10 protein-coding genes are annotated in these 12,128 nt (G+C 77.6%); 2 read left to right on the plus strand and 8 right to left on the minus strand.

Annotated features, from left to right (window positions below):
• Positions 1-114: 114 nt before the first annotated feature.
• The 8 genes from ACZ6EJ_RS20210 to ACZ6EJ_RS20245 all read right to left on the minus strand — a co-directional run bounded on the left by ACZ6EJ_RS20210 (position 115) and on the right by ACZ6EJ_RS20245 (position 10,131).
• A complete protein-coding gene (locus ACZ6EJ_RS20210; protein ID WP_469268823.1) occupies positions 115-1,968 on the minus strand; it encodes a glycoside hydrolase family 3 protein in 1,854 nt (617 codons plus the stop codon).
• 178 nt (positions 1,969-2,146) lie between these two features.
• Positions 2,147-2,941: a sugar phosphate isomerase/epimerase family protein gene (locus ACZ6EJ_RS20215; protein WP_469268825.1), complete on the minus strand. Its 795-nt coding sequence runs from the start codon at positions 2,939-2,941 to the stop codon at positions 2,147-2,149.
• Positions 2,942-3,083: 142 nt separating this feature from the next.
• The gene (locus ACZ6EJ_RS20220; RefSeq protein WP_469268826.1) at positions 3,084-3,668 is read right to left on the minus strand and encodes a GAF domain-containing protein; all 585 of its coding nucleotides are present in this window, start codon (positions 3,666-3,668) and stop codon (positions 3,084-3,086) included.
• On the minus strand, positions 3,652-4,497 hold the full coding sequence (locus ACZ6EJ_RS20225; protein ID WP_469268856.1) for a S8 family peptidase: 846 nt from the start codon (positions 4,495-4,497) through the stop codon (positions 3,652-3,654). The genes ACZ6EJ_RS20220 and ACZ6EJ_RS20225 overlap by 17 nt, the downstream gene beginning before the upstream one ends.
• Positions 4,498-4,671: 174 nt before the next feature.
• On the minus strand, positions 4,672-7,956 hold the full coding sequence (locus ACZ6EJ_RS20230; protein WP_469268828.1) for an adenylate/guanylate cyclase domain-containing protein: 3,285 nt from the start codon (positions 7,954-7,956) through the stop codon (positions 4,672-4,674).
• A gap of 107 nt (positions 7,957-8,063) precedes the next feature.
• Positions 8,064-8,282 (minus strand): aroma-sacti cluster domain-containing protein, encoded by a 219-nt coding sequence (locus ACZ6EJ_RS20235; protein ID WP_469268830.1) that lies wholly within the window; start codon positions 8,280-8,282, stop codon positions 8,064-8,066.
• Positions 8,279-9,022, minus strand: a complete 744-nt coding sequence (locus ACZ6EJ_RS20240) for an iron-containing redox enzyme family protein (RefSeq protein WP_469268831.1) — start codon at positions 9,020-9,022, stop codon at positions 8,279-8,281. The genes ACZ6EJ_RS20235 and ACZ6EJ_RS20240 overlap by 4 nt, the downstream gene beginning before the upstream one ends.
• A complete protein-coding gene (locus ACZ6EJ_RS20245; RefSeq protein WP_469268832.1) occupies positions 9,019-10,131 on the minus strand; it encodes a radical SAM protein in 1,113 nt (370 codons plus the stop codon). Before ACZ6EJ_RS20245 ends, ACZ6EJ_RS20240 begins: the two co-directional genes overlap by 4 nt.
• A 322-nt stretch (positions 10,132-10,453) precedes the next feature.
• Between ACZ6EJ_RS20245 and ACZ6EJ_RS20250 the strand changes: the two genes are divergently transcribed.
• Both ACZ6EJ_RS20250 and ACZ6EJ_RS20255 read left to right on the plus strand, forming a co-directional pair.
• Positions 10,454-10,612 (plus strand): hypothetical protein, encoded by a 159-nt coding sequence (locus ACZ6EJ_RS20250; RefSeq protein WP_469268833.1) that lies wholly within the window; start codon positions 10,454-10,456, stop codon positions 10,610-10,612.
• Positions 10,613-10,800: 188 nt separating this feature from the next.
• Positions 10,801-12,126, plus strand: a complete 1,326-nt coding sequence (locus ACZ6EJ_RS20255) for an MFS transporter (protein ID WP_469268834.1) — start codon at positions 10,801-10,803, stop codon at positions 12,124-12,126.
• The last annotated feature ends 2 nt before the right edge of the window (positions 12,127-12,128 follow it).

Genomic DNA, 12,128 nt, shown 5'->3' on the forward strand with positions numbered 1-12,128 from the left:
CCACCCCCCCCCCGCCGCACCCTCGCCCTCCGCCACCCCCCACGCAACGCCGCCCCCCCCCCCCCCCCCCCCCCCCCCCCCCCCCCCCCCCCCCCCCCCCCCCCCCCGTCCGGGTCAGCGCCCGGCGGCGGAACGGGTCCGGTAGGTCAGTCCATGGCCCACCGGGTACAGCACCCGCGCCGGGTCGTCCGCCCGCTGCACGGGCACCGGGAGCCGGCCGCCCGGCTCGGCGCGGCCCGCGATCACCCGTGCGGCGGCGCGCAGTTCGACATCGGTCCAGGAGTACGCGGCGAGGCTCGCCGCGACCCCGGAACCGGTGAGGTGGGCGACGTCGTACGGGTTGCGGACCGCGACCGCGACCACCGGGACGCCGGTCGCCACCAGGGCGGTGACCAGGGCGCGTTGGGGGCTGTCCGCCGTGACGTTGTAGGTCGCCACGACGACCGCGTCCTTGCCCCGCGCGGCGGCGACCGCCTCGGCGACCTTCGCCGGGCTCGGGGCCGTACCGGTGGACAGGGCCCGTGCGGAGAAGCCCAGTTCGGTGAAGGCGTCGGCCAGCGTGGTGGTCGGCGGGCCCGTCGTCCCGGACGGGGAGGCGGGATCGGCGCCCACCACCAGCAGTTCGCGGTGGGTGCGGCGGGAGAGCGGCAGCAGGGAGCCGGGGTCGGCCAGCAGGGTCGTCGTGCGCTCGGCGATCCGGTCGGCGGCGTCCCGGTGGGCGCGGACGCCGACCGTGCGGTCCACGCCGGCGGCGCTGACGAACGGGTCGCGGAACAGGCCGAGGCGGTCCTTGAGCCGCAGGACGCGCAGGACGGACCGGTCGATCCTCGCCTCGTCCAGCTCCCCGCTCCTGACCGCCTTCAGGACCGCGTTCCAGGCGACGGAGAGGTTCGGCGGGTTCAGCAACTGGTCCACCCCGGCCAGCAGGGCGAGGACCGGGACGCGGTCGTCGCCGTACTTGGTGCGCACGCCCTGCATACCGAGCGAGTCCGTGACCACCACCCCGTCGTAGCCCAGCTCCTCGCGGAGGATGCCGGTGAGGATCGGCCGGGAGAGCGTGGCCGGGTCCCCGGACGGGTCGAGCGCGGGGACGACGATGTGCGCGGTCATGATCGAGTCGATCCGGGCGCGGATCGCGGCGCGGAAGGGCGGGGCGTCCAGCTCCTCCCACTGCGCGCGGGTGTGCCCGATGACGGGCAGTCCGGTGTGGCTGTCGGTGCTGGTGTCGCCGTGTCCGGGGAAGTGCTTGGCCGTCGCCGCGACGCCGGCGCCCTGGTAGCCCTTCACCTGTGCGGCGACCAGGTCGGCCGCCGAGCGGGGGTCGGAGCCGAAGGACCGTACGCCGATGACCGGGTTGGCGGGGTTGACGTTGACGTCGGCGTTCGGGGCGTAGTTCTGGTTGATGCCCAGCGCCGCCAGTTCGGCCCCCGCGATCCAGGCCGCCCGGCGGGTGTCGGAGCGCGATCCGCCCGCGCCCAGGGCCATCGCGCCCGGCAGCAGGGTGGCGGGCTCGCCGACCCGGCAGACGATGCCGTGCTCCTGGTCGGTGGAGACCAGCAGCGGCACGCGGGACGGCCCGGCGAGGGCGGCGCGCTGGAGGCCGTTGGAGAGGTCCGCGATCTGGTGGGGGTCGCGGGTGTTGTGCGCCCAGGTGAAGTAGATGATGCCGCCGACGTGGTACTCGGCGATCAGCTCAGCGGCGGTGCGGACCCCGATCTCCTTGAGGTTCGCGTCGACGTCGGCCGGGTCGGGGTCGGTGGCGGAGTGCCCGTAGACCCGCATCACGAAGAGCTGGCCGACCTTCTCCTCCAGACTCATCCCGGCGATGACGCGCCGCAGCCGGCGGTCGGTGGAGCCGTTCGCGGGGTGCGCGGAAGCGGCGGGGGCGGCGACGACGCCGGTGGCGGCGGCCGCGGTGGCGGCGGCGGTGGCGGTGAGGAGGGTGCGTCTGGAGGTGCGGTGGGGCACGTGAGCTCCTTCCCAAGGGTGAAAGAAACTTTCAGACGATACGCTTATAGGGAAAATAAATTCCGGTCAAGGGTGCCGGGCCGGGCCCGGACCGACACGCGGGCGCGGGGGGGGGGGGGGGGGGGGGGGGGCCCCCCCCCCCCCCCCCCCCCCCCCCCCCCCGACCCGCCCCACGCGGCTACCGCGGCTGCTTCGGCGCACCGATCCGCAGCAGGTGCTCGCGCCCGGCGGCCAGCAGGCCCGGCAGCTCCGGCGCCCCCGGATACCAGCGCTTCTCGTACTCCCAGCTCACCCACGTCTCCGGGCCCAGCCCGTCCAGGCACTCCGCCAGCGGGAGCACCCCGGCCCCCGGCGGCAGCGGGGCGAGGTCGTGCGCCGAGGCCACGTCCTTCACCTGGACGTACCCCAGGTGCGGGGCGAGCACCGCGTGGGCGGCGGTCGGCTCCTCGCCGGCGAGCCACGTGTGCAGCACGTCCCAGACCGCGCCGATCCGGGGGTGCCCGACCGCGGCGACGACCCGCGCCACGTCGACGCCCGCGGGGTGCGTGTCATGGGTCCCCAGCAGGATGCTCACGCCCATGTCGGCGGCGGCCGGGGCGGCGGTCCCCAACCGGCGCGCGGCGGTCGCGTCCGCCTCCTCCTGGTCCTGGTCGCCGCCGCCGGGCAGCACCCGGACGTACCCCGCGCCCAGGTCCCGCGCGAGCTTCACCAGCTCGGCCAGCTCCGCCAGGACCGGCTCGTCGGGCCCCTCGCCGGCCACCTGCACGTATCCGGCGAGGGACAGGATCTCCACCCCGCCCGCCTTGAACGCCTCGACCACGTCGGCCCGTTCGAGCGGCGAGAGGCCCAGGTGCACCGGCTCCTCGGGGTGGACGCGCAGCTCCACCCCCTGGTAGCCGTGGTCGGCGGCGAGCCGGACGACCTCGGCGATCGGCGTCCCCGGCACCCCGAGGGTGGAGAAAGCGAGCTTCATCGTGCGTGTCCTTCCCTTGTGGGCGGCGCGCCGCGACCCGGTGCGGGGTGCGCGCGGGCGGGAGCCGGCCCGGCGTGTCCTCCGCCTCCTGCCCCAAGGGCCGCGGGGCTACTCCCGCCCGCGCCGAGGCGGGCGGGAGCCCTCAGCCCACGCCTCGCAGCAGCCGCTCCAGGCTGCCGAGCAGCTTCAGCGCGTCCTCGCGCCGCGCCCCCTCCAGCACGGGCCCCGCCGCCTCCCGCTCCGGCCTCCGGCACGGGGCGACCACCCGCAGGGCGGCGGCGGCCTGCCGGGCGAACATCGCCAGCAGGTCCAGCTCCCGCAGGTCCGAGCGGGCCTGCGGCGAGGGGTCCAGCACCTCCAGGACGCCCAGCACCCGCGCGTCGCTGATGAGCGGGGCCGCCATCAGGGCGTTCGGCACGTACGCGGTCGACTCCGCCAGCGCGCGGTCGAAGGACGGGTCGGTGCTCAGGTCGTCCACCACCATCGGCTCGCCCGAGGCGGCCACCCACCCGGCGATACCGCGTCCGGCCGGGAACCGCCGCCCCACCAGGAACTCCTCGCCCTGCCCGGAGACCGCCTGGAAGACCAGCTCCTGCGCCTCCTCGTCGAGCAGGAAGACGGAGCTGGCCGCGGCCCCGAAGATGGCGCGGGCCACGTCCACCACCGACTGGAGCAGTTCGTCGCGGGGCGCGTCGGCGGCGGGGGCGGGATCAGTTCGGGGAGTCATCACGGATATCTCCTGCCGCTGTGGAAGGACGCGGTGTGCAGCGCACATTGGCCGCGGACAGATAGAGGGCGTTCTTGAGCTGGAAGGCCGTCATCCGCGGGTGCGCGGACAGCACACGGGCGCAGAGCCCGGCGACGTACGGCGTGGCGAAGCTGTTGCCGGTGGTGCGGATCGTCCGGCCGCCCAGCCAGGGCACGGTCACGTTCTGCCCCGGCCCGAAGAACTCCACCGGCGGCTCGGGGTTGTACAGGTGGAGATCGGGGTCCTCCTCCTGGTGGCTGCCGACCGAGATCACCGAGGCGAACCGCCAGGGGAAGCTCTCCACCGGCGTGTTGTGGGCGGAGGCGACGATCACCGTACGGGCGAAGTAGGCGTTGTCCGCCAGGCTGTGCAGCTCCTGCGCGAACCGGGTGCGGGTCGTGGACAGGCTCAGGTTCACCACGTCGAACCGCTGCTCCACCGCCCAGCGCAACCCGGCCATCAGGACGTCGCCGGTGCCGGAGAACCGCTCCCCGAGCACCCGGACGCTGTGGATCTCGCAGTCCGGCGCGGTGCGGCGGATGATGCCGGCGCAGGCGGTGCCGTGCCCGCAGGCGTCGCCGGTCGTCGTCGGCTCGACCGTGAGCCGCCCGGTCCCCGCGTCCTCGACCACCGCCCAGGAGGCGGCGAGCGGGCCGATCAGGGGGTGGTCGCGCTCCACCCCGGAGTCCACCACGCACACGCGGACGCCCCGGCCGGTCGCGCCCTCGCCGGGCAGCCCGCCCGGCGGTCCGGCGTCCGCCAGCACGGGCACGTCCTTCGGACCGCGCCCCCGCAGGCTCCAGGTCAGCCCCCGGCCCGGCGCGGCCGCTGTTCCCGTGCCGGTCTCCGCGGGGGCGTGGGCCGCTGTCCCCGTGCCCGACTCCGTACTCGTTCCGGTTCGCGTCCCCGCGCCCGGTCCCGCCCCCGTGCCCGGTCCCGCCGGTGTCCGCGCCGCCGTCCCCGTCTCCGCGGAGGTCATCGGTCAGCTCCTCTCGCTCGTCGTCGCCAGGGCGCCGGGCGGGTGCGCCAGGAACCCGGCCGTCCGGCGCATCCCCGGCAGATGCCCCTTGCCGGTGAAGTGCGCGCGGGCCGCGCGGGCGCCGGCCTCGGCCTCCGCGGACCGGCCGAGGGCGGCGAGCGTGTGCGCCCGGTCCAGCTCGGCCGTCGCCTGCACCAGCGGGGAGTCGGTGAGCAGCGCGGCCCGCACCCCCCGGTCCGCGTGGCCCAGCGCCTCGGCCGGGCGCTCCCGCACCGTGAGCCGGGCCCGCAGCCCCGCCAGGTCCACCGCGTCCGCGCGGCTCAGCCCCGAGGGGTCGCCGACCCCGGCCACCCGTGCCGCCGCCCGGTCCTCCCAGCCCCGGTCCAGCTCCAGCCGGGCCGCGTCCAGCGCCACGGCCGTGCGCATTCCGGCCGCCCCCGTCCGCCGGGCCGCCGCGTCCGCCCGGTCCAGCAGCGCCAACGCGTCGCCGCCCCGGCCGAGCAGCGCCTCCACCGAGGCCCGGAACACCGGCAGGAAGACCTCCGCCTCGGCGAAGCCCAGCCTCCCCGCCAGCCGCTCCGCCTCCGCCAGGCAGCCGTACGCCTCGCCCGGCCGGTCCTGGAGCGCGTACAGCACCGCCAGCGGGCAGTTGAGCGTGACCCGGACCGTGGGCCGTCCGGGCCCGTGCGCCGCCAGCAGCGCCCGGCAGCGGGAGACCGCGTCGGGCGCGGGGGCCGGGCCCCGCCACAGGGAGACGCCGATCGCGCCGAGCGCCGCCGCCCGCTCCGGCTCCGCGCCCGCCAGCACCGCGTGCTCCAGGGCCCGCGCCTGGTCCCGCTCCGCCTCCTCGTGCCGACCGGACCGCTGGAGCTGCTGGGCGAGCCGCAGATGGGCCCGCGCCCGCCCGGCCGAGTCGCCGGCCGCCTCGAACACCGGCAGCACGGCGCGGGCCACGGCGGCGGGGGAGGGGCCGGGGCCGCCGGGGTCCAGCACCGCGAGGGCCAGTCGGGCGTGGGCGGCCTCCACCGGCGCGGAGTCCGTGTCCCGTACGCGGCGCAGCAGCGCGGCCCCCTCCTCGGCGCGGCCCAGCGCCACCCGCACCTCGCCGAGCCGCCGGGCCGCCGCCGCGTCCTCGGGCCGCAGCTCCACCGCCCGCTCCAGGAGGCTGTGCGCCCAGTGCAGGTCGGACCGGGAGGCGGCCTGGGACCCGGCCCGGCCCAGCGCGGCCGCGGCGCGGTCGCGCAGCCGCCGCGCCCGGTCGTCCAACAGGCCCAGCTCGGCGCGGTAGCGGTAGGCGCGCTCCAGATGGCCGCCGACCGCGCCGTCCCCGCTCCGCAGCACGCTGGGCAGCTCCGCCGCCCAGGCGTGGCGCTCCGCCTTGGCCCGCTTGGACAGCGAGGCGTAGGCGACCTCGTGCACCAGGCCGCTGCTGAACCGGTACGCCGCCTCCTCCCGGCCCTCCGGCGGCCCGGCCTCCACCAGCCGGCGGCGGCCGAGCGCCGCGAGCGCCCCGTCCACACGCCGCCGGTGCTCCGTACCGCTCTCGCCGTCACCGGTGAGGGGGTCGGGGGCGCGGCCCTCCCCGGCCCGTACCGACTGCTCCAGCCGGACCAGCTCGGGCGCGGTGAACTCCCGGCCGATCACCGCCGCCAGGTCCACCACCCCGCGCTCCGTCCGGGCCAGGGCGCCGATCCGGGCGCCCAGGAGGGCCTGGAGGGTGGGCGGCAGGTCGTCGCCGGACTCCGGGGCCGAGGCGGCCGGCGCGTCCGCCCGGTCGCCGGCGAGGAGCTGTTCCAGGTGGAGCGGGTTGCCCCCGGCCCGTGCCAGCAGCCGGTCGTCCACCGGGACGGGCGGGCCGCCCGGACCGGCGAGCCCGGCGGCGAGCAGGGCCGCCTCCTCGCGCGGCAGCCCGGTGAGCGGGAGGCGTGCGGCGCGGGGCGGGTGCGCGGGCGCGCCGCCGCCCTCGCGCGCGCCGTCCCACCCGGCCGGCCCGTGCGGGCCCTCGGGCTCGTCGGGGCCGAGGGCCCCCTCGGGCCGCCCGGCGCAGACGACCAGCACGCCCGCGCCCCCGACCCCCGCCGCCAACCGGTGCACCGTGCGGACCAGCAGCGGGGGAGCCGCGTGCCAGTCGTCGAGCACCAGGACCACCGGGCCGATGCGGGCGGCCCGCTCCAGGACCGCCGCCAGCGCGGCGCACAACTCCTCGAAGGGGGCGTTCGGGGCACCGTCGCGCAGCAGCCCCCCGGACAGCAGCGCCATCGCGTCGTCGGCGGCCGCCCCGTCCGCGTCGTCGGCGGCCGCCCCGTCCGGCGACTGCGCGTAGGCGGGCGCGAGCGTCGGCAGGGAGCGCACGGCGTCGGCCAGCGCGGCGAGGGTGCCGTGGTCCCCGTAGCTGCGGCACCGCCCCGCCCCGTACGCGAGGGCGCCCGCGGCGGAGCGCCGCGCCAGCCACTCCCGTACCAGCCGGGTCTTGCCGATCCCCGCCTCCCCGACGACCAGCAGCAACCCGGCCCCGGCCCGCTCCCCGCGCACGGCGCTCGCCAGGGCCGCGTCCAGGGCCCGCCGCTCGGCCAGGCGGCCGACGAAGGGCACGTCGAAGCGGCGCAGCAGCGCGGGGTCGTCGCCGCCCAGCGCGATCAGCCGGTAGGCCGCCACGCTCTCGCGCTTGCCCTTCAGCGCCAGCGGACCGGTGGGCTCGGCGCTCACCGTGGGCCCGGCGGCGACCAGGGTCTGCGGGCCGATCAGGATCTCGCCGGGGCCCGCGTTCTGCTCCAGCCGGGCCGCGATGTTCACGGTCTCGCCCGAGACCAGGGCCTGCCGGGCGGTCGCGTCCGAACCCGCCACCACCTGACCGGTGTTGACGCCGATCCGGGCGGCCAGCTCGATGCCCAGCGTGGCGTGCAGCTCCTCGTTCAGACGGGCCAGCGCGCGGCGCATCCCGAGCGCCGCGGCCAGCGCCCGGCGGGCGTCGTCCTCGCGGACCACCGGCACCCCGAACACGGCCATCACCGCGTCGCCGATGAACTTCTCCGGCGTACCGCCCCGCGCGGTGATCTCCGCGCTCATCGCCTCGAAGTACCGCAGCGTCACCGCGCGCAGCGCCTCCGGGTCCAGCACTCCGGACAGCGCCGTGGAGCCGACGAGGTCGCAGAACAGGACGGTCACCGGTTTGCGCTCGTCGCCGGAGGGCGCGGCGGCGGGGGCCGGGGCGGTCGCGCACGGCGTCCCGCAGGACGGGCAGAACCGGGCCGTCGGCGGCAGGTCCTGGTGGCACGAGGGGCAGTTCATGACGGGTCCTTCTCTCCCGGAGGGCCGTACGGTCGGGCGGGCGGCGGCGGCCGGTCCACCGGTCCGGGCCCGGCGCGGACGGAAGCCCGCCGCCGGGCCCGTGCCGGTCAGAACAGCGCGCCGCCCGCGATCTCACCGTGCGCCTGGACCTCCGGCGCCACGGCGTCCAGCCGGCTCTTGACGTCGAGCAGCACGGCCAGCTCCTCGGGGGTCAGCTCGCCCAGCACCCGGATCTGCTCGTCGTCGAGCAGGTGCACGGGGAAGCCCGCGTCCCGCAACGCCGGGGGCAGCGGGGGCCGTTCGCCGTTCTGGGGTGGTCCGGTCATGGGGTGACTCCCATCGGGGGGACGGGTCGGGCTCCCCGCGGCGACGGCGCCGGCGCGGGGTGGGCGAGCCGGACGAACAGCCGGGTGAGCGCGTCGAGGGAGTGCAGGGCGCTGACCACGACGGCCGCCTCCTGGTCCCGGTCGAGCGGCAGCCGGTCCAGCAGCGCGTACAGGGCGTCCAGGTGGCCCGTGTCGAGCGCCGCGTGCTCCCGCACGGTGCGCAGGGCGGCGGCGGGCAGCCCGGTCAGCCGGGCGACGCGGTCCGTGACGCCGGGGGCGGGGGCGTGGCCCTCCAGCACGGCGATGTAACCGAGCAGGGCCACCGGGTGGTGGTGCTCGATCCAGTAGTACTGGGGGCCGACCAACGCGGCGACCAGCGGCGACGGCATCGGGCCGAGCGCGTCCCGCGCGTCCCCGCCCGCCGCCCGCAGGTCCTCCAGCAGCCAGCCGTCGTGCCCCCGCTCCTCCCGGATGTGCTCCTCCAGGTACGCGGCGAGCGGGACCCCCAGCGGATCGCCCGAGGCGGCCGCGCACCGGGCCCGCCGCAGGGCCAGCGCCATCAGCGGGACGGAGGCGCGCACGACGGCGTGCATGGTGCACAGGTACGTCCGGTAGCGCGGCAGCAGCTCCTCCGCGCGCCACATGCGGCTCGTCGCCCCCCGCGACTCCGGCTCCAGCAGCAGCAGTGCGGCCCGCAGCCGGGCCGAGGCCCCCGCACCGGCGACCCGCGCGGCGCTCATCGGACGCCCCGCCCGGCCGCCGCCTCCGCGGGGGGCCCGCCCGCGACGACGAGCGGGGCGTACGCGGCGCAGCCGTGGCGGCGCACGATGCCCTGCGCGCCGCCCCGCGCGCCGTGCGCGGCGGCCGTCAGGTCCAGCAGCGCCCCGGCCGCCCCGGCGGCCACCGCCCGCGCCCCGGCCGCCACCGCCTGATCGCCGCCGAGCGCGCGGCACCCGTCGCAGTAGGAGGCCGGGCGCGGGCCGGGCGGGGGGCCGTGGCGGGCGGCCAGGTGGGCGGGGCCGACCGCGCGGATCATCCGCAGCACGGGGGACTCCAGGGCGCGTCGGCGTACGGTCGCCCAGTCGTCGTCGGCGATGTGGCCGAGGTTCAGGTGGTCCGGGACCGGCCGCCGGTCGACGGTGTCCTGGTTGCAGCAGGCCAGCACCGTGCCGTCGAAGGCGACCACCGGCCAGGCGGCCATCGAGCACGGCGACGCCGCGCCGGGGTCGGGGGCGGTGCGGGCGGGCCGGGCCCAGCTCGCGGCCCGCCCGAACGGCCGCACCTCGTTGACCAGGCAGGGCACCCGGCCGCCGAACTCCCTGTCCACCGCCTCGGTGACGTCGGCGAGATAGGGGTCCAGAGGTCCGGTCCCCGTCAGATGCAGGCTCACGGCCACGCCCTCCTCCCGGACGCGGTGCAGGGCCCGGAACACCTCGGCGCGCGACACCTCGCGCTCGTGGTGGGCGTCGAGGCTGGCCGAGAAGTGGTCGACGCCCCGGACGGCCCGCAGGATCGCGGGCGGAAGCCCCCGCCCGGCGTTCCGGGCGAAGAACATGCCGCTCAGCAGCGCGGTCCGGGAACCGGCCCGGCGCGCCAGCGTGCTCAGGCGCTCGGCGAGCGCGGGCAGCAGCAGCGGTTCGCCGCCGGTCAGCAGGACGACGTCGGGCCGGTCCTGCTCGGTGAACGACCCGACGAAGCGCAGCAGTCGGCCGGCGTCCGGCTCCTCCCGCGCGGACGGGTCCGACCCGGTGGAGCAGTGCGCGCAGCGCAGGGGGCAGCGCCGGGTGAGGCCGAGCAGCAGTCCGGCGGCCGGGTAGGGCCGCCGTGCGACGAGTTCGGCGAGTTCCATACGGGTCGCCTCCTACGGGACCGGGGCGCGTCGAGCGCGTACCCCCACCGTGCGCGGCACCGGTTGGCGAGCGGTCCGCTCCCGCTTCGGAGCCGGTATGAGCCCAGCTCAGGGCCGGTGCGGGGACGGCTCCCGCGGTCCGGGGACGGCGGGCGGGCCCCGCCGAGCTGCCCCGATACCGGGGCCATACCGGCGGCGAAGCGATCGCCAGGCCCGGCCTCCTAGCTTTCTCGGCAACGGCAGGCACCGGCCCGCCGCACCGGATACCGGGGCTCGCCCCACGGCTTCCGGGATCCGCAGTGACGAGTGGATGGAGACCACCATGTCCGAGAACACCAAGCCCGCCGCCGACGACAACGAGACCCCCGAGGTCGAGGCGCACTCCGTCCTGGACCTCCAGGAGACGGCCGTCCACGGCGACCGCGACGTCGAGGCCCCCGGAAGCTGCGTCAGCGTGCTGAGCGTCGTCATGGACAACTGACCGGACGCACCGGGTCGCGCGCCCCGTCCGTCCGAGGCCCGTGCCTCGGCGCCGCGGCGCCCGGCCGGAGCCGGGGCGGCCTCCGCGCACCGCGGAGGCCGCCCCGTCCCGCTTGTACGGCCGACGACCTGGTCCCGGCCGCCGCCCCGTCGCACGGCTGCCGCCCCGACCGAACGCGAGGTGCCCCGATGGCCGAGCCGCTCCACTCCAACCGGGACTTCCGGCTGCTCTGGATGAGCGGCCTCTTCGCCGCTCTGGGCAGCCAGATGAGCGCCCTCGCCCTGCCCCTGCTGATCCTCAAGGAGACCGGCTCCGCCGTGCAGGCCGGCGCCGTGGGGACGGTGTCCGTCTGCGCCGTGCTGCTCACGATGCTGCCGGGCGGTGTCATGGCCGACCGGGTCGAACGCCGCCGCCTCATGCGGCTGTGCGACGCGGGGAGCCTGGCCGCGGTCGCCGCTCTGGCCCTCGCCGTCTGGTACGGGCACGCGCCCATGCCGCTCGTCCTGCTGGTCGCGACCGCCGGGGCCGTGCTGAACAGCGTCTACGCCCCCGCGGCCTTCGGGCTGATGCGCGCGGTCGTGCCGCCGGACCAGATGGGGACGGCCACCTCACGGCTCCAGGCCCGCACCTCCACGGTCCGCCTGGTCGCCCCGCTCGTCGGCGGCGCGCTGTTCGGCGTCCACGAGGCCGTGCCCTTCACGGCCCAGTTCCTCGGGCTGTCCCTGTCGACGCTCTGCGTGGCCCTCGTGCGCACCCGTTCGGAGGCCAGGACCAAGGCCGGTTCGGTCTTCAGCCGCCGGGAACTGACCGCCGGGCTCGCGTTCCTGTGGCGACTGCCCTATCTGCGCACGGTGCTGCTGGTGTTCGGCCTGGGCATGAACTTCGCGTTCGGCGCCCTCACCTTCACCGCGCTCGCCGTCTTCTCCGAGAGCGGGCGCTCCGGCTTCGGCGGCGGCTTCGTCGTCACCTGCGTGTCGGCGGGCGCGCTCGCCGGCGCGCTGCTCGCGCCCCGGCTCGCCCCGGACCGGCACGTCCGGGCCCTCATCGTCACCACCTGCTGGAGCTGCGTCCTGACGGCCGGGGCGCTGGCCTGGGTCAGCAGTCCGCTGCTGGCCGGCCTGTTGTGCGCGTTCTGCATGTGCCTGTCGACGGTCGCCAGCATCGGCTTCCTCTCGGCCCTGCTGATCGTCACCCCGGAGGACCGGCTCGGCCGGGTGCAGAGCGCGGCGGCCTTCCTGTCCTCGATGGTCCAGCCGTTCGGCCCGCTCGTCGGCGGCGCCCTGCTGACCGCCCTGGGCAGCCGCGCCGCCTTCGGAGCGATCGGATGCGTGCTGGCCGTCTCGGCGGCCGTGGTGACGCTCGCCCCCTCCGTCCGGGCCGGGGCGGTCCCGCCGCCCGCCGCACCGGGCACGCCCGAGGACCCCGGCCCGCGACCGGCCGGAGCCGACCGCGCCCGGCCCGAGTCCGCGGCCCGACCCGCCCACGACCCCGCCGGCCGCCCCGGCGCACTCTGAGG

It is taken from the genome of Streptomyces sp. NPDC041970 (assembly GCF_055588985.1).